The 14,919-nt window shown below is 37.1% G+C and carries 26 protein-coding genes, 1 tRNA gene and 1 pseudogene; 1 reads left to right on the top strand and 27 read right to left on the bottom strand.

All coding sequences use genetic code 11. The features are described 5' to 3' along the window. Positions 1 to 200 precede the first annotated feature (200 nt). The 25 genes from P8F77_RS10355 to P8F77_RS10475 all read right to left on the bottom strand — a co-directional run bounded on the left by P8F77_RS10355 (position 201) and on the right by P8F77_RS10475 (position 11,505). A complete protein-coding gene (locus P8F77_RS10355; RefSeq protein WP_347256106.1) occupies positions 201 to 740 on the bottom strand; it encodes a hypothetical protein in 540 nt (179 codons plus the stop codon). 10 nt (positions 741 to 750) lie between these two features. Next, positions 751 to 1,281 (bottom strand): hypothetical protein, encoded by a 531-nt coding sequence (locus tag P8F77_RS10360; protein ID WP_347256107.1) that lies wholly within the window; start codon positions 1,279 to 1,281, stop codon positions 751 to 753. Then, positions 1,274 to 1,432 carry a histidine kinase gene (locus P8F77_RS10365; protein WP_347256108.1) on the bottom strand — a complete coding sequence of 53 codons (159 nt, stop codon included), beginning with the start codon at positions 1,430 to 1,432 and terminating at the stop codon, positions 1,274 to 1,276. The genes P8F77_RS10360 and P8F77_RS10365 overlap by 8 nt, the downstream gene beginning before the upstream one ends. 204 nt (positions 1,433 to 1,636) lie before the next feature. Then, positions 1,637 to 2,545, bottom strand: a complete 909-nt coding sequence (locus tag P8F77_RS10370) for a DUF6353 family protein (RefSeq protein ID WP_347256109.1) — start codon at positions 2,543 to 2,545, stop codon at positions 1,637 to 1,639. 5 nt (positions 2,546 to 2,550) lie between these two features. Further along, the gene (locus P8F77_RS10375) at positions 2,551 to 3,126 is read right to left on the bottom strand and encodes a DUF3310 domain-containing protein (RefSeq protein WP_347256110.1); all 576 of its coding nucleotides are present in this window, start codon (positions 3,124 to 3,126) and stop codon (positions 2,551 to 2,553) included. A 13-nt stretch (positions 3,127 to 3,139) separates the two neighbouring features. Beyond that, positions 3,140 to 3,730, bottom strand: coding sequence for a hypothetical protein (locus tag P8F77_RS10380; protein ID WP_347256111.1), 591 nt, complete (start codon positions 3,728 to 3,730; stop codon positions 3,140 to 3,142). 67 nt (positions 3,731 to 3,797) lie between these two features. Then, the gene (locus P8F77_RS10385; RefSeq protein WP_347256112.1) at positions 3,798 to 4,037 is read right to left on the bottom strand and encodes a hypothetical protein; all 240 of its coding nucleotides are present in this window, start codon (positions 4,035 to 4,037) and stop codon (positions 3,798 to 3,800) included. A 60-nt stretch (positions 4,038 to 4,097) separates the two neighbouring features. Further along, positions 4,098 to 4,922 (bottom strand): DUF6353 family protein, encoded by an 825-nt coding sequence (locus tag P8F77_RS10390; protein ID WP_347256113.1) that lies wholly within the window; start codon positions 4,920 to 4,922, stop codon positions 4,098 to 4,100. An 11-nt stretch (positions 4,923 to 4,933) separates the two neighbouring features. Further along, positions 4,934 to 5,407 carry a 3D domain-containing protein gene (locus tag P8F77_RS10395; protein ID WP_347256114.1) on the bottom strand — a complete coding sequence of 158 codons (474 nt, stop codon included), beginning with the start codon at positions 5,405 to 5,407 and terminating at the stop codon, positions 4,934 to 4,936. Between the two features lie 36 nt (positions 5,408 to 5,443). Next, positions 5,444 to 5,599: a hypothetical protein gene (locus P8F77_RS10400; protein ID WP_347256449.1), complete on the bottom strand. Its 156-nt coding sequence runs from the start codon at positions 5,597 to 5,599 to the stop codon at positions 5,444 to 5,446. A gap of 46 nt (positions 5,600 to 5,645) precedes the next feature. Then, the gene (locus tag P8F77_RS10405; RefSeq protein WP_347256115.1) at positions 5,646 to 6,383 is read right to left on the bottom strand and encodes a DUF6353 family protein; all 738 of its coding nucleotides are present in this window, start codon (positions 6,381 to 6,383) and stop codon (positions 5,646 to 5,648) included. Positions 6,384 to 6,448: 65 nt separating this feature from the next. After that, positions 6,449 to 6,616, bottom strand: coding sequence for a hypothetical protein (locus P8F77_RS10410; protein WP_347256116.1), 168 nt, complete (start codon positions 6,614 to 6,616; stop codon positions 6,449 to 6,451). 61 nt (positions 6,617 to 6,677) lie between these two features. After that, positions 6,678 to 7,187 (bottom strand): DUF6591 domain-containing protein, encoded by a 510-nt coding sequence (locus tag P8F77_RS10415; protein ID WP_347256117.1) that lies wholly within the window; start codon positions 7,185 to 7,187, stop codon positions 6,678 to 6,680. A 2-nt stretch (positions 7,188 to 7,189) separates the two neighbouring features. Further along, entirely contained in the window at positions 7,190 to 7,624 is a 435-nt protein-coding gene (locus P8F77_RS10420; protein ID WP_347256118.1) for a DUF6591 domain-containing protein, read from the bottom strand. A gap of 55 nt (positions 7,625 to 7,679) precedes the next feature. Next, positions 7,680 to 7,826 (bottom strand): hypothetical protein, encoded by a 147-nt coding sequence (locus tag P8F77_RS10425; RefSeq protein ID WP_347256119.1) that lies wholly within the window; start codon positions 7,824 to 7,826, stop codon positions 7,680 to 7,682. Positions 7,827 to 8,362: 536 nt separating this feature from the next. Beyond that, positions 8,363 to 8,716, bottom strand: coding sequence for a hypothetical protein (locus P8F77_RS10430; RefSeq protein ID WP_347256120.1), 354 nt, complete (start codon positions 8,714 to 8,716; stop codon positions 8,363 to 8,365). A 46-nt stretch (positions 8,717 to 8,762) separates the two neighbouring features. Beyond that, positions 8,763 to 8,975: a beta-lactamase induction signal transducer protein gene (locus tag P8F77_RS10435; protein ID WP_347256121.1), complete on the bottom strand. Its 213-nt coding sequence runs from the start codon at positions 8,973 to 8,975 to the stop codon at positions 8,763 to 8,765. A gap of 45 nt (positions 8,976 to 9,020) precedes the next feature. Further along, a tRNA-Val gene (locus P8F77_RS10440) sits at positions 9,021 to 9,094 on the bottom strand. 149 nt (positions 9,095 to 9,243) lie between these two features. Next, entirely contained in the window at positions 9,244 to 9,411 is a 168-nt protein-coding gene (locus P8F77_RS10445; RefSeq protein ID WP_347256122.1) for a hypothetical protein, read from the bottom strand. Between the two features lie 77 nt (positions 9,412 to 9,488). Further along, positions 9,489 to 9,731 (bottom strand): hypothetical protein, encoded by a 243-nt coding sequence (locus P8F77_RS10450; protein WP_347256123.1) that lies wholly within the window; start codon positions 9,729 to 9,731, stop codon positions 9,489 to 9,491. 101 nt (positions 9,732 to 9,832) lie between these two features. Beyond that, complete coding sequence (locus P8F77_RS10455; RefSeq protein ID WP_347256124.1) at positions 9,833 to 10,039, bottom strand: DNA-directed RNA polymerase; 207 nt, start codon at positions 10,037 to 10,039, stop codon at positions 9,833 to 9,835. 2 nt (positions 10,040 to 10,041) lie between these two features. Beyond that, complete coding sequence (locus tag P8F77_RS10460; RefSeq protein WP_347256125.1) at positions 10,042 to 10,461, bottom strand: hypothetical protein; 420 nt, start codon at positions 10,459 to 10,461, stop codon at positions 10,042 to 10,044. Continuing rightward, positions 10,421 to 10,708, bottom strand: coding sequence for a hypothetical protein (locus P8F77_RS10465; protein WP_347256126.1), 288 nt, complete (start codon positions 10,706 to 10,708; stop codon positions 10,421 to 10,423). The genes P8F77_RS10460 and P8F77_RS10465 overlap by 41 nt, the downstream gene beginning before the upstream one ends. Before the next feature lie 70 nt (positions 10,709 to 10,778). Beyond that, on the bottom strand, positions 10,779 to 10,928 hold the full coding sequence (locus P8F77_RS10470; protein WP_347256127.1) for a hypothetical protein: 150 nt from the start codon (positions 10,926 to 10,928) through the stop codon (positions 10,779 to 10,781). Positions 10,929 to 11,202: 274 nt separating this feature from the next. Further along, positions 11,203 to 11,505: a DUF6431 domain-containing protein gene (locus tag P8F77_RS10475; protein ID WP_347256128.1), complete on the bottom strand. Its 303-nt coding sequence runs from the start codon at positions 11,503 to 11,505 to the stop codon at positions 11,203 to 11,205. Between the two features lie 152 nt (positions 11,506 to 11,657). On the opposite strand from P8F77_RS10475, the gene P8F77_RS10480 reads away from it, so the two are divergent. Next, positions 11,658 to 12,896 (top strand): tyrosine-type recombinase/integrase, encoded by a 1,239-nt coding sequence (locus P8F77_RS10480; protein WP_347256129.1) that lies wholly within the window; start codon positions 11,658 to 11,660, stop codon positions 12,894 to 12,896. Between the two features lie 134 nt (positions 12,897 to 13,030). On the opposite strand, the pseudogene P8F77_RS10485 reads toward P8F77_RS10480, so the two are convergent. Both P8F77_RS10485 and P8F77_RS10490 read right to left on the bottom strand, forming a co-directional pair. Beyond that, positions 13,031 to 14,039 (bottom strand): annotated as a pseudogene (locus P8F77_RS10485) (GGGtGRT protein). Between the two features lie 12 nt (positions 14,040 to 14,051). After that, a complete protein-coding gene (locus P8F77_RS10490; RefSeq protein ID WP_024727302.1) occupies positions 14,052 to 14,744 on the bottom strand; it encodes a nitrogen fixation protein NifU in 693 nt (230 codons plus the stop codon). Positions 14,745 to 14,919: the final 175 nt, after the last annotated feature.

Raw genomic sequence — 14,919 nt, forward strand, 5'->3', positions numbered from 1 at the left:
TAGCATATTTACATGAAGTTTCGAAACGCCAATCCTTAGGACTGTTATATGTAAACACATACTCTGTCCCATCATCTTGTCTGAATCGGACACTGTTGTTTCCGTTTGGAAACCAAACTTTTATATTATTTGCATATTGCGGAAATTGTCTCCTTAGATTTGCAACTACATCTTTATGTGTCATCTCTTCGTTTCACCCCCTATAAAACACTATCTAAATACCATAACATTTGATACCATATCTCAACATTCCTCATGTCATAATTGGAGTTTTCGATTACGAATAGCCCCCCTTTACCATCCGGCGCATATTCTCGGTTCAAAAAACGATCGATTACTTCGTCCGTATACTCCCCATCAAACTTCTCATCATCCATATTTTTTAAACCGAGGTTATTTATACAATTCCAAAACCACTTTTGGGCATTGTTATTTTCGCCCATGTTATCTGTGATCTCTTCCTCGCATCGAACACATAATGCTACCAACATCTCAAGTACACTACATGGTTGGTTGTCCAAATATGACGATACCATAGCCTCATTTTGTCCAGTCTCCTGTGCGAATCTATACCTTAAATCGATTCCATCTTCAGCCCTATTACCGTCCATTCCAATCATATAAATGAATTCCCGATTATACAAATGGCGTAATAGCTTTTTATATGATTTCCTCTTTTTATCACATACAAGACCGTACATCCAATTAAAGTAATGGTGTGTTAATTCTCGTCCTGTCATTATTCCTCCATCACATTAGATGCGGAGGTAACTCTTCTCTGTACATATCTTCATAGGTTCTAGGATCTCTAATAATCTCGTAATAAGCCTTTCGTTCGTCATTACGAACGTGTACCGACTCTTCTTCGTATTCTCCAAAACTTTCTAAAGCATGTCCAATGATTTCCTCTACATCATCAATTATTTCTCCATTGTCGTCAGTTACAACACCATCCACGTAATAAGTAAGAAGAATTTCCTCGTACTCTTCGTTATCACCATATTCTTCCGGCGGAATAACATAAGGGTCTTTTGGGTCACTTTTATCATAGTATCCAGTGTAATTTTTTATGGTTTCTTCGTAGGAAGCTCTCGTCATTTTTTCTTCATGTTCATCTTTAATGTCTTGGTCTTCGGTCTCGGAATTGTTTTTTCTGTAAAAAACCTCTTTTACAGAATCAATCTCTTCCTGAGTCAGTTGCTCGTATTTATTTTTCAATAGCTGCCATGTGGCAAGCGATCCTATGACGACCCCCAACCCAAATATCATAAATTTATTCATTTTCTTCCTCCATATTTATCGTCATAACAGTAAAGGCCAAACCGCCAAAAAGCAAAGAGATGCTTAGTAAAACACCACCTACTATATGGCGTTTTTGCTCTGTATCTAATGAGTAATCCAGTATGGAAATAACCGCGTTTAGCTCATCCATATATCCGCCTCCCAATAGATAAAACAGCTAGTCCTTTAATAAAAAATATACCGGCCATAGCCGCCAACGCATATGAAAGAACATTATCGTGATTCATTTGAAATCCCTCCTATTAAAAAACCCAGGCTACACATCCAGTAGCCAAGGATAGTCAAATACATCTTGCTTATAATTACCAGTACCTATACTTCCAAGGCCTGTCATTCACATTAAATTCCATATGTTTCCATCAACATTAAAATCTAACAGGAATACTGACTCAAGACCGTTTACAGATCGTTTATTACGAACTTTATGGATTCCGAAATCCACATAATTGTCTCCGACCGGGTTTTCCGGATCATAAATCCACCCAACAACTTGTCCAGCTTTCGTTTCTGGTAACCCCAATGCTTTATAAACGGTGTTTAGATATAAATACCCTTTCGCCTTTAATAAGTCATTCGCGTAGCTTTCCTGATTTTTTAAAAACATTAAATTATATTCGGAATCTTTTTCATAAGAAAAACAACTTGAATCAAAAAACTTTGCATATTCACTATGTAAATCCGCTTCATCAATCGTTTCCACTGTTTTTTTAACTTTCTTTTCTTTACCTTTTTTATCGGTAATCGTCTCCTCAATTTCTTCATTTTTAATGTTGAATTTTAATTCGCGATCTAAATCTTTTCCAAAACGTTCGACCACGCGGCTCCGATAACCTTTATAATCCGTAAATACTGCCGTGTAAGCGGCCGCCAGAGCTGCGTTTCGTTTGCGAAGAATATTATTTGACATTAAAACACATCCAATGGAGGCTGTCCCTAATATTACAGACGGACCGTATAATCTCACGAACTTTACAACAGTTTGAGTATAAGTAATTGCAATATCTTTTTTATAATCCTGTTCGCTGTATGTTTCGTCCGTAATTTTCTCGTTTGCTCCATCGATAAGATCAAGCTGTTCCTTTGCGTTTTCTAAAACCTCTCCCGCTTTTAATGTTGCTTTACAAGCTGTTACCGCACTCGTTACAATACCAATAACTCCAGCCGCAGCTAAAAGTTCCGGCGAGTGTTTTTTTACCTTAAACGCCAGTTTATTAAATGTGTTTGTAATTGCTGTTGTTTTCATATTTCCTATTCTCCCTTTCTTTCCAAATATTCAATTAAGTGATTCGCGTACCATACCGCTTTTTTTAAATCTTCAACACCGTTTTTATCTTTCCAGCGACATGCGTATTTTATAATATTACCGGTGTCCGTAGCTTCAAGCCCTATAAGGTCTGCTGTAAACGCTTCAATGACATCGATAACCTCAAGGCCTGATTTTGACTGATAATGTGGCGGATGCGATACCATATCTTGTTCTTTTTGCTCGTTAGTATGTTTTGTTACTTCGTTGTATCCGAATATATTATTCAATACCTCTTTACTAAGTAATCTATCCATAATAACTGAAGTAGATTCTGGTTCGGGCAAGGAAAGGGTACATTCTCTATATCCAAAGATCACATACTCTACTTCAACCCCATCAATATTTTCCCAGTCCCAGCCATATAAAGTTTCTTCCATCCCTGCAAACTCTGGCCTGCCTATAATTTCGTAATAACGAGCTACTGAGACGTATCCATTATTCTTTACAATGGTTTTCATTAACTGTAATACTGATTTTGCTTCTTCTGTATTACTAATTGTTAAATCTTTTATAATCATTAGTTTCCTCCTTTTAATCCAATGGTAAGGCTTTTGGTAGATTCAACAAATATCCGCCGCCTCTAAGTTTCGTTACGGATGCGCTGTTAAGACTCGTCCAGCCATATTTGTTATACGTATAAGGCTGTGTGATTCCGACCATATCATACAAATCGGCAACCGAAACGAAGCCGTAAATACTAATCAACTCGTCCATTTCAGCTAATACTTCTTCTGCCTCACCCCGACTATCTAAAACGACATCGTCGTATTCAAAATTTGAACGATTTCTTCGGGTATCACGAGCCCTATTGTTTTTTTCGTCATAAAATCTTCTGTATGAAGTTTTTGTAGATGACGTCCTCTTCTGTCTTCCTTCTTCGCCATATAAAATGGTCCCCATACTCTCGTAAAGGAAGTCTTTTATTGAAGGTATGAGAACGTCGAAGACGATATAGGTCTTAGCGTTGGTGACATCTTCTGGTAAAAAGACATCCATAATTTTCTTTAGTTCTCCCTTTCGCTTTACCTTTACCGGCCCCTTTACTACCTGCTTTACTTTCTTTTTCTCTCGGTCTGTTTTTAGTTCTTTTGACCTGTGCGAATTCGGTTTATACTCTTGCATCAACTTCTCCCTTCAGATAAAACAAAAGAGCCTAAGTTATCTTAGACTCTTCGCTTCGAACCATTACCTATTCTTCGTCTTCAATGTCGTCAATCATTTCAACAATGCCGTCTTCGTCTATGGTTACTTCCTGTTTCTTCTTTCCAAATTTGTCTTTTAGCTTTGGCACTACTTTTTTAACTCCTTTAACCACAATTATGGTTAAACCGGTTAATAGTACGCCAGTTGCTACATCCTTTAAATTTGTTCCAGAATTTACTTCTGCCATTTCCTCCGCAACATTTTCTAATACCTGATTTTCTTCCATCTTTAAATCTCCTTTCAAATTGGTTGTTGTTCTCATAATAATGTTTGTTATTTTCGCGAATCAGTGAAGATCGCCATAGCCATAGCGTGGAGCTATACGATACCCCAACACTAAACACGGTCGTCCGTCATCGGTCAACTGAGAGCTAAACTCGAACCGGATGAGTCCGTCGTTCACATTAAAGCCGAGTTCATTTCCTTGTTCAGTACAGCGTAAACCTAATTCATAATATAACTCATTTAGACCTAAATACATCTCACTCAGAAGCCGCTGGTTTAAGTCGTTTTCAATTTTACGAATTTTCTCAATATCGGACGTGAAATATCTCCCGGATAACGAATCATAGCACAACGTATTTCCTTTTTCCGTTATAAAAACTTCACAATTGGTTACCGGATTTTTATCGATTCTATCTTTTGCTATAGAATCTTTAATTTCTTGTTCTTTTTTTTCGCCGATAGTCTCAACTACTTTTTCTGTATATTCTTTAAGCGCTGTTTCCGATAATGTATATGCCGTAACGAGTGCTGCGTTTCGTTTCATATTTACAGAATGGGCTCCAAGCAAACACGCCACCGATAAAACCCCTGTAATTGTTGCCGGAATATAACATTTCCAAGTTGTCTTAACCGTGTCCGTTAACGATAGTTCAGCAACTTGTGAACATTCATCCATAGCTTTATCTTCAGCGTCCTTTAATAAATCTTCATTCTGCTTTTCAATTTCCGCCTCAATAAGCACTAACGCTTTTGGTGTCGCTTTTACGCTGAGTACAGTTGTCGATAGCATCCCAACAATGCCAACTCCCGTTAATATTTCAGGACTATGTTTTGACAATGTTGTTCGTATATTTTTCGTAATTTTTGTTGAATCTGCTTTACTCATCTTTTAATACCTCATTCTCTTATGATCCATACTTTTCTGTATAGCTTAAAGTCGTCAACGTGTTCTTCGAAATAAACATCAATATGGTCGCCATTTATCATTCCGCCTGTATCTTCGGCAATATATGTACCAGCAAGTCCATCGATTTTCACTTTGGACCCATATGGAATTACATCCGGATCTACTGCAATTGTTCGTCCTTCCTTACAACTTCCGCCGCAAGAGGTCTTTTTTCCATAACCTTCCGAGCATGCATAGCAACCGCAATAGGCAGTTATTAAAAAATCGCCCATTGCAATTACATTTTTCTTTTTTGGTTTTACTTGACGCTGTGATTTCTTTTTCGTTACCTCTTTTCGATGAATTCCATCCATAATTTTAAACGGATATATTCCGTCGGAACCGACAACAATTTCTGTAGCATCTACATTAATAGGTAACATAAGTATTAAGGCCAACGATAATATAAATATATTTTTTTTCATTGTCATTCCCCCTTTCTAAAAAAAAAGAAAAGAGCCCTAGTGGGACTCTTTGTCACTTTTAGCAGTTAATGCTTCGTTTACTTTTTCTTCGATGGTTTCTTCCATTTGTTTCTCTTGAACCCAGCTACCGATTAATGTGGCAGCCCCGCTTAAAAGAAAACCGGCCATACCTATCATTTTCATTTTTTTCAAAGTCATTACCTCCTTTCTCATAATAGCAGTTGTAATTTTTGCGAATTTATTGCCATCCCTCCAAATAGCTTTCATCTGGCGGAAATACTGGTTCAATCGTATAGTGTTTTAAATATTTTTTATCTTCAAGTAAACGATGCTCAAAATCAATCCAGTAAAACCCGCTGTCAATGGACCATCCTGTTTTTGCCCCTCGATCTGTTTTAGGCAACCCCAAAAATTCCAAAAATTCGTTTAATGAAACGAACCCTCGAAGTACAAAATTTCGGTTTAGATGATATTCTGCGTCCATAATTTCCCGCTCGTAACATTTCAGAACCTGCCCAGAAATTGGTTCTATAAATATACATTTTTGATCTGGAACATCCAAACCTATTTGATGATAATCGCAATGTTGTCTGGCTATTATGGATTCTCTTATTTCGGTATCCGCTTCTATCCCGTGTTTTTCAATTAGTGTTTGTCGATATTTCTCGAATGACCGCTTGGTTATTGTATAAGCTCCAAGTAACGACGCTTGCTGTTTCTTATTAATCGCATTGGCCCCGAATATGCACGTTACTGTTGCCACACCAAACATAAAAGCAGGAAAATATACCGGAGTTGCTATAGCGATTTTGTCTTTAACAGTAAGTTCTTCTCCGCCACCTCTCGCTTCGGCTAACAGTTCTGAAACTTCCATACCCCCTTGGGCTGCAGATATGGAAGTTGCAATAACTCCTGCTCCGGCAATACAGGTTAAAATAAAAGCGCTATGCTGTCCAAAAATCTTTTTTAATTCCATCTTATCTCCTTCCTTAATGATATAAAAAATAGAGCCTAAGTTATTTCTAACCTAAGCTCTATTGCCTACGATAAAGTTTTCATAAATCTCTTGATTTCGTCTCTTTCTTTTCGATCTTCTCTAAGCATATCAAGAATTAATTGATTCTGCCAGAACAAGGCATCGAATTTCTCTTTGTCTGTCCCTTGGGTTATTAACTCCATCATGTTCTTATCGAATTTTTTTTCGTCCATAAACTTACCTCCTTTTACAAAACTATTACCGTTCCATAAAAGGAGTTGAAATTTTCGCGAATTAACTATCAGATTTGCTTGTTTCTTTTTCGGGTGGGAATAATAAAATTGATACCTCTTCCTTATCGTTTTTGTCTTCGGGAACGTCATATCCGATGGTTAATCTATTTCCTGATTTATCTTCAGCTCTAATACCATAATGGGTGTCATCTTCATATAACTCATTTTTTTTGTTAAATCCTTTTTCCTTACATTTATCTACGAAATCTTTGCAAGCGTTACGAGACATATTTGTTATACCAGCGCCCAATCCACTTTCATTTTGCGATATACGTATTATTTCGGAACCTTTTGGTAGATCCGGCAACATGTCCGAAAATTTTCCTTCTGGCCATTTTACACCCTTATTGTCTTCTGTCGTTGCGACTTCTTTTGTCTTAACATTTTCCTTGGAAGTCGAATTCTCATTTTTACCGCAAGCGATGAGACTAAAGCCCATCACAAAAGTAATTCCTAAAACACTCAATATCCTTCTTCTTTTTGTCATTCTGCCATCCTCTATTTTTAACATCACTATTTAGTTTTGCTCGTTTCTTTTTCTGGTGGGAATATCATAACTGACATCTCCTTGTCCTTTTCATTATCTTCAAGATTGCGACCGTAACATACAGCCAATGCATTTCCCTTTTTATTATAAGCACCAAAAGTATATTCACCCTCGTTTTCTATTGTTTGAACTTTTTCATTAAATCCTTTTTCCTTACATCTTTTTGCAAAATCCTTACAATCATCCATCGAAATATTCTTTACAGTGGCTCCTAATCCATCTTTGCTTTGCGATATTTGAGTTATTTTAGAACCTTCTGGTAAATTGGGCAACAAGTCCGAATTTTCTCCCTCTGGCCATTTAACACCCTTATTGTCTTCTGCTTTGCCACAAGCAACAAAGCTAAAACATAATATTATAGCAATTCCTATGACAACTAACAGTTTACTTCTTTTTCTCATTTTCCCCATCCTACCTTTCCTCTACTACCATATCATTAAAGTTAAAATCATTAGATTATTTGGATTCTTCACCTCTCTCCCGTTTTTTCAAAAAACTATATGAACTACATCCAGAACACGTTTCAAATCCAATTGGACAAATTTCGCACATTGGTAACGGCTCACTATGTTCAAAAGTTTTTTCTGTTATTTTCTCTTCCATGATATTTTCCTCCGCTTCAATTAATAGGTAATAATTATATCATGGAAATAAATCGATTTAAACTCTTGACTTATATTTCTCTCCGGTCAAACACGGTTTCCCATCTTTGTCTGGGTATGGGCTTCATTTTTAATGCCCACATTATTTGTCTGACCGTAACTGTTGGATATAAGCCGTCCTTACACTTTCCAGACCGTTCATCAAAATATGTTTTAAAATTTTTATGTAAGTATAGATCATCCGTTAACCACGGATCTAATTCTGTCCAACAAGTAGATTTATCATCAGTATTGAATCGCTGTTGTATGACAGCCAGTCCTTTATCATTGATCGTAAATAATGTACATCGTTTGTATACCGGGTGGTTGCATGTATACAATTGACCGTACATAGATAAATATATTGAAGGTTTTTCATAATGATATCGCATTTATTTAATACTTCTCCTTCATATACGACATTAATTGTTTATTACAAATGAAAAAGATAGAAGTCCATGCGTTTTACACGAACTTCATCTTGATAAACCGTTTCTTCTATTTCGTAGGTTTGAATCTATTGAATAACCCCCTGAATGTCGTAGAAGTAAACGATCCAGTTTCCTCGAATTTAAATCCTTTTCTCATCCATACACCATAGAACATCATTGGTAATACAATACTCACCCCATCTAATAATAATCTGATTTTCTGTTCTTTTGATCTTTCTCCATGTTCTCTTAGGTTCTCAGCCCAGTCAAACACGTTTTTATCCTCTTCGATTTTCAGCTTATACAAAACCGATAAGTCCTGCACTGCCATCGAATGCTCTTTGCTATCAGGATCTGATGAAGATATAAATTTGAGTTTTTCTTCAATCTCTTCTTCCAACATTTTTCTTGTTTTTTCCATAGTTTCCCCTTTCAAATAAATTTTTCTGTTACCACAAAAGTGTATGTTATTTCTGCGAAAGCAGATTTTTTACGCAAACCTTAAAAATGACATATTTACGTCCGCAGATTTCATCAACATTTTTTGGTAATTCTAAAAACAAATAAGGGCCATCGTCAGACGATGTATCCACTCGTAGTACCCCCATCTTCTTTGTCCTCATAATAATTACAGTCAAAATAGCTCCAACAAAAACCCCTGCCAAAAATAAAACAAACATTTCATGCCTCTCCTTTCAATTTTTTATTGGTTGAAAAAGTTAAAAGAAACAGTACGGGATTTGAACCCGTGTCATCCCCGACGTAGTCGTGGTGCTCCACCAAACTGAGCTAACCGTTTCTTCATAATACACTTTGTAATTTTCGCGAGACGTACTACGTCAGTTCGAAACTATTTTTCGAGTATTTCTTATATATCAAAATATCACGTTTTCTTATAACCTGTGTACGGTTTTTAATCTAGGATAAAAATGAAAGGCCGTGTAAACCTTAATTCCACACGGTCATTCCATTTTTCCCAAACATTTCATATTGCTTAGAGTTTCTTTTAAACATTTCAATGTCCTTTTTTACATCGCTTCTCTTACCCTGTAAGTAGTGGGTTACCACTGCTCCACTTTCAGTAACTTCAACGATTTTAAATTTCATTTTAAACATTACTATTCCTCCTTTAAATATGTGTGCTCTTTCATAATACTCCTTGTAAATTTCGCGAGCTAAAAAAAGAGTCCGTGTTAGGACTCCTTTAATAATTTAAGATGTCTTGCTGTTAAATATTCTGTTAGTTTCTTTTTAATTTTATTATCCCAATCTTGGCCTATAGGAATATATATGCGATATAAAGTCAAATTCGGAAACAACTCTATTTGTATAAAATATGTCGTTTTCAATATCCCATATACCCATTCTGTTGTAGCCTCTAACGCCATAAGATTGTTCGTTGTAATAACTAAAAAATTATCAACTCTACTAAACATATTCATCTCTCCTTTCGTATAAGAGCATGTAAATTTAGCGAAAAGAAAAAAGAAGAGGTCAAGTACTAATGCTCAACCCCTCCATTTTGAAGTTTACTTTATTAGCGCGAATTCTCACCTTCATAAACTGTTTTCTTTCGAAGATCCGACCACCCAATGTAGCGATCTTCTCTACAAACAGGGCAAAAAAATCTACTTATCTTCCCACCAACGTCCGTAAGTTCCCGGCTCTCAGCTTCAAGCCGGCTACCACAATTCGGGCAGTTAAACCGATAAACCCTTTTAGTAGCCACATCCACAATCTTCATATTTACCCCCTTTCCTTACTAAGCAACCAAAAGAACCGCCTATATCGATCATAGTATGTATCTTTACCGCACGGAATTTCTAATCTAGCTTTAAGATTACTAAAGGAAACACCCTCAGTAACAGCTTTTAAAATGTAACTTGCCAGTTCTGGATCGGTGTTCTCAGCGATTCTCTCTATCATATCCATACGTTCTTTGTAGAAATTTTTCGCTATCGCACATTTTGCTGTGGGATCACCTTTTTTATTCGATGTACAATTGTTATTAATCTCCGTTGATCGTTTGCTTAGGCCGTCCAAAACCAAGTAAGATCGTTTCCATAAAGGATACTGCAAACAAAAATGTTTCAGTTCATAATATCTATGTCTATCGATCCAATACTTATTTTTTTGTGATATCTCCGGACTTATCGTTGTTCCCATGCCAAACCCGTTCTCCTTTCCATACATATCCTGTTTCTTCATATAATTTTTTTGGTGAAATATAAAAGTTGATTCGGCCATACTTTGAATCCATTTCTTCGATACTGGATACAAGTTTACCATTTCTGGTAGCCTTTCCAATCGGCAGCCATCCAGCAATAATACCTGCCCTCACCCATGATGCATCTTTTCCATATACCCGAGCCGCTATTGCAACGGGTACGGAACCGCGTGTAAATTCTTCCACTTACTTCTGCCTCCTTTCAAATACTATTCTAGGATTAGAATTACTTTTAGTAAAAACAAAGTCAGTGGTATTATTTACCTTCTTCCATCGTTCTCGCTTCATAAAGTATCTGTTGACATTGATGTTCATTCTTAGTCGTTTGAATTTTCCGTATCACTGCTTCTGGGTAAAATAATTCCCTTGCAATTTGAACATACTTCAATTTTTCTTGCTCTTTCATTGACTTATTCCTCCTATTTGAACACTCCTTTAAATTAGATAAAAAAAAAAGAGAAAACAATGACTTCAGGGGACAGCCTGACGAAAGCGTTGCCCCGGCAGGTATGGAAACGTCCATACACCTTCGCATCTTACCACTGGATTTCTACCAGCATCTATTCATTGTTTTCTCATAATAGAATGTGTAAATTTCGCGAATGCAGTTTCAAGCACAAAAATATAAACAGCAGACCAATTTTATTAGCCCGCCATTTTGTGCGTAATACTACTGTTCGTTATTTATGCGACTTCCATCTATGCATTGTAATCTCACAAGGGTAATCCTCAAATCCGATTGTTTCAGAAGTAATAAATCCTTCTAAAACACCGTTTATAATCTCAGCCTCGTATTGTTTATACGGATAAAGAAAATCTGGTATTTCTCTATGTACATGGTGACATCTTGTACATCTAAACCTCCTTATCGTCACCCAGCTTGTTTGTCGTTCTTTTGTTCTCACGATTCTTTGAACTTTGTCATAATATTTCAAAGTACCTCCACAATTTGGACAAATCGTAACATCCTCTCCTAAAACCATTCTAAATACCACCTATATAATTTTAATCTAAATTAGCATTATATAACGATATTTAGTAAATGTTGGATGGTAATATTTTCCACAATGTAGGAATTGACAATTCCTACACTCTGTTTATATAATGTTGTAAAACAATGAGAGGAGGATCAACAATGTTAATAAAATGTCCCGAATGTGAATTACAGGTTAGCGATAAAGCCCTATCATGTCCGCACTGTGGATTTCCCTTGAAGTCAGAACAGAACACTGTAAGACGAAGAAAATCCAATAAAAGAAGAAGATTACCAAACGGCTTCGGTCAAATAAGTGAAATAAAAAATAGAAACCTTAGAAAACCTTTTAGAGCGATGGTGACGGTAGGTAAGACTTCTACTGGTCGGCCGATTTCCAAACCTTTGAAACCAGAATCGTATTTTTCAACGTATAACGATGCATATGCGGCTTTAGTGGAATATAACAAAAACCCCTATGATCTCGATCCTGATATAACAGTAAAAGACTTGTACGAACGTTGGTGTGAAGTATATTTTAAGACTCTTAAATCGGACACTAGTAAACGTACAATTAAAGCAGCCTGGGCATATTGTTCGTCTATATACGATATGAGAGCTAAAGATCTGCGTGCCAGACATATAAAAGGATGTATGGAAGAAGGGGTCGCCATCATCAAAGGCGAGAAACGATGCCCAACTGCCGGCGTTAAATCCAGAATAAAATCCATGTTTAATCTTATGCTAGATTATGGTGTGGAATATGAAATAGTAGATAGGAATTATGCCAGGACATTCAATGTTTCGGATGATATCATTAAAGAAAGTACAGAAAGTAAACGTGGTCATATCCCGTATTCAGACAGAGAATTAAAACTGCTGTGGGAAAATGTTGATATGATACCTTATGTAGACGTCATTTTGATTCAATGCTATTCGGGATGGAGGCCTCAGGAATTAGGATTATTGGAACTTAGAAATGTAGATTTAGATAATGACACCTTTACAGGTGGAATGAAAACCGAAGCTGGTATGAATAGAGTTGTCCCTATACATCCAAAAATAAAACCGCTCATTAAGGCTCGGTATGAAGAAGCCATAGAGCTTGGTAGTGATTATTTGATAAACTGCACAGATACAAAAACACATAGATCTAATAACATGTTAACTTATGATAAATTTCGCCATAGATTTTTGAAGATCGTCGAGATATTGAAACTAAACGAAGAACATAGAGCTCATGATGGTCGAGTGCAATTCATAACAGCTGCCAAAAAATATAAAGTAGACGAATATGCCATTAAATACATGGTTGGTCATCAGATCTCAGATGTTACAGAAAAGGTATATACTAAGAGAGATGTTTCATGGCTGAAGACTGAAATAGAAAAAATAAAATAACTTGTTTTTAACACGATCGAAAGTGTAGGAATATAAGTGTAGGAGTAGTGTATGAATAATATAGGAATTACCTACATTAGCTCACTTTTCACTACTCCTAACCACTTCTCAAAACCCTTATTTTAAGCCATTTCTTAGAACTTACCTTCTTTAGCCGCTTCCTCAATCGCAACTGCAACTGCAACAGTTGCACCTACCATTGGTTGTGCCCATTCCGATCAGACCCATCATTTCAACGTGAGCCGGTACGGAAGATGATCCTGCGAACTGTGCATCAGAATGCATACGTCCCATAGTATCTGTCATACCATAAGAAGCCGGTCCTGCAGCCATGTTGTCCGGATGAAGTGTACGGCCTGTACCTCCGCCGGATGCAACAGAGAAGTATTTTTTACCCTGTTCGATACATTCTTTTTTGTATGTACCTGCAACAGGATGCTGGAAACGTGTTGGGTTTGTTGAGTTTCCTGTGATAGAAACGTCAACGCCTTCTTTGTGCATGATTGCAACACCTTCTGTTACATCATTTGCACCGTAGCAGTTAACCTTTGCTCTCAGACCTTCAGAGTAAGATTTTCTGAATACTTCTTCTACTTTTCCTGTGGAATAGTCCATCTTAGTTTCAACAAATGTAAATCCATTGATTCTGGAAATGATCTGTGCAGCATCTTTTCCAAGACCATTTAAGATAACACGAAGTGGGTTCTGACGTACTTTGTTTGCTTTCTCGGCAATACCGATCGCACCTTCTGCAGCAGCAAAAGACTCGTGTCCTGCTAAGAATGCGAAACACTCGGTTTCTTCTTCCAGGAGCATTTTTCCTAAGTTACCGTGTCCAAGACCTACTTTACGCTGGTCTGCTACTGATCCAGGGATACAGAATGCCTGAAGGCCTTCACCAATAGCAGCCGCAGCGTCTGCAGCTCTCTTGCAGCCCTTCTTGATTGCAATGGCAGCACCCACGGTGTAAGCCCATTTTGCATTTTCAAAACAGATTGGCTGGATGCCTTCTACCTGAGCATATACATCTAATCCTGCAGCCTTTGTAACTTCAGCAGCTTCTTCGATAGAATTAATACCATATTCTTTTAATACAGCAAGAATTTGTTTCTCTCTTCTCTCATATGATTCAAATAAAGCCATGTTCGTTACCTCCTATTGATTTCTTGGGTCAATGATTTTAGCAGCATCATCTACTCTGCCGTACTGACCTTTTGCTTTGTCTAAAGCTGTCTGAGCGTCATCGCCTGCTTTGATGAAATCCATCATCTTACCGAAGTTTACGAACTGGTAACCGATGATCTGTTCTTCATCGTCAAGAGCGATTCCTGTAACATATCCTTCAGCCATTTCAAGGTAACGAGGTCCTTTTTTCAGTGTACCGTACATAGTACCAACCTGAGATCTTAAACCTTTTCCTAAATCTTCGAGACCTGCTCCGATCGGAAGCCCGTCCTCAGAGAAAGCACTCTGGGTTCTTCCGTATACGATCTGTAAGAACAGTTCTCTCATTGCTGTATTGATAGCATCACATACTAAGTCTGTATTTAATGCTTCTAAAATTGTTCTTCCCGGTAAAATTTCAGATGCCATAGCAGCTGAGTGAGTCATACCAGAGCATCCGATAGTCTCTACCAATGCTTCCTGAATGATTCCCTCTTTAACGTTCAGAGTTAACTTACATCCCCCCTGCTGAGGTGCACACCAGCCAATACCGTGAGTCAGCCCGGAAATATCAGTTACGTCTTTTGCACTGATCCATTTTGCTTCTTCAGGGATTGGAGCAGCTCCGTGGTTTACACCCTGAGCTACGGTACACATTTGTTCTACTTCATGTGAATAAATCATGTTGAAACTCCTTTCAGTGAATAAATAATAAACATCCCACACTCATATGTAAGTAATGTTTTTAAGCTCATTTGCTCTAGCTTATTTTATCATATTGTTAAAATTAAAACAAGAAATTATCTCAATAACTTTGTAATGTTTTGTATTTTTTCGCGGACTGGAACAGTGTGTTTGA

This window comes from Anaerostipes sp. PC18, assembly GCF_039789045.1.
In the GTDB taxonomy this organism is placed as follows: domain Bacteria; phylum Bacillota; class Clostridia; order Lachnospirales; family Lachnospiraceae; genus Anaerostipes; species Anaerostipes hominis.

Excerpts from the sequence above, each read along its gene's own strand:
- P8F77_RS10355 (WP_347256106.1), bottom strand. The coding sequence starts at position 740 with ATGACAGGACGAGAATTAACACACCATTACTTTAATTGGATGTACGGT.
- P8F77_RS10360 (WP_347256107.1), bottom strand. The coding sequence starts at position 1,281 with ATGAATAAATTTATGATATTTGGGTTGGGGGTCGTCATAGGATCGCTT.
- P8F77_RS10365 (WP_347256108.1), bottom strand. The coding sequence starts at position 1,432 with ATGGATGAGCTAAACGCGGTTATTTCCATACTGGATTACTCATTAGAT.
- P8F77_RS10370 (WP_347256109.1), bottom strand. The coding sequence starts at position 2,545 with ATGAAAACAACAGCAATTACAAACACATTTAATAAACTGGCGTTTAAG.
- P8F77_RS10375 (WP_347256110.1), bottom strand. The coding sequence starts at position 3,126 with ATGATTATAAAAGATTTAACAATTAGTAATACAGAAGAAGCAAAATCA.
- P8F77_RS10380 (WP_347256111.1), bottom strand. The coding sequence starts at position 3,730 with ATGCAAGAGTATAAACCGAATTCGCACAGGTCAAAAGAACTAAAAACA.
- P8F77_RS10385 (WP_347256112.1), bottom strand. The coding sequence starts at position 4,037 with ATGGAAGAAAATCAGGTATTAGAAAATGTTGCGGAGGAAATGGCAGAA.
- P8F77_RS10390 (WP_347256113.1), bottom strand. The coding sequence starts at position 4,922 with ATGAGTAAAGCAGATTCAACAAAAATTACGAAAAATATACGAACAACA.
- P8F77_RS10395 (WP_347256114.1), bottom strand. The coding sequence starts at position 5,407 with ATGAAAAAAAATATATTTATATTATCGTTGGCCTTAATACTTATGTTA.
- P8F77_RS10405 (WP_347256115.1), bottom strand. The coding sequence starts at position 6,383 with ATGGAATTAAAAAAGATTTTTGGACAGCATAGCGCTTTTATTTTAACC.
- P8F77_RS10410 (WP_347256116.1), bottom strand. The coding sequence starts at position 6,616 with ATGGACGAAAAAAAATTCGATAAGAACATGATGGAGTTAATAACCCAA.
- P8F77_RS10415 (WP_347256117.1), bottom strand. The coding sequence starts at position 7,187 with ATGTTAAAAATAGAGGATGGCAGAATGACAAAAAGAAGAAGGATATTG.
- P8F77_RS10420 (WP_347256118.1), bottom strand. The coding sequence starts at position 7,624 with ATGAGAAAAAGAAGTAAACTGTTAGTTGTCATAGGAATTGCTATAATA.
- P8F77_RS10425 (WP_347256119.1), bottom strand. The coding sequence starts at position 7,826 with ATGGAAGAGAAAATAACAGAAAAAACTTTTGAACATAGTGAGCCGTTA.
- P8F77_RS10430 (WP_347256120.1), bottom strand. The coding sequence starts at position 8,716 with ATGGAAAAAACAAGAAAAATGTTGGAAGAAGAGATTGAAGAAAAACTC.
- P8F77_RS10435 (WP_347256121.1), bottom strand. The coding sequence starts at position 8,975 with ATGTTTGTTTTATTTTTGGCAGGGGTTTTTGTTGGAGCTATTTTGACT.
- P8F77_RS10445 (WP_347256122.1), bottom strand. The coding sequence starts at position 9,411 with ATGTTTAAAATGAAATTTAAAATCGTTGAAGTTACTGAAAGTGGAGCA.
- P8F77_RS10450 (WP_347256123.1), bottom strand. The coding sequence starts at position 9,731 with ATGTTTAGTAGAGTTGATAATTTTTTAGTTATTACAACGAACAATCTT.
- P8F77_RS10455 (WP_347256124.1), bottom strand. The coding sequence starts at position 10,039 with ATGAAGATTGTGGATGTGGCTACTAAAAGGGTTTATCGGTTTAACTGC.
- P8F77_RS10460 (WP_347256125.1), bottom strand. The coding sequence starts at position 10,461 with ATGGGAACAACGATAAGTCCGGAGATATCACAAAAAAATAAGTATTGG.
- P8F77_RS10470 (WP_347256127.1), bottom strand. The coding sequence starts at position 10,928 with ATGAAAGAGCAAGAAAAATTGAAGTATGTTCAAATTGCAAGGGAATTA.
- P8F77_RS10475 (WP_347256128.1), bottom strand. The coding sequence starts at position 11,505 with ATGGTTTTAGGAGAGGATGTTACGATTTGTCCAAATTGTGGAGGTACT.
- P8F77_RS10480 (WP_347256129.1), top strand. The coding sequence starts at position 11,658 with ATGTTAATAAAATGTCCCGAATGTGAATTACAGGTTAGCGATAAAGCC.
- P8F77_RS10490 (WP_024727302.1), bottom strand. The coding sequence starts at position 14,744 with ATGATTTATTCACATGAAGTAGAACAAATGTGTACCGTAGCTCAGGGT.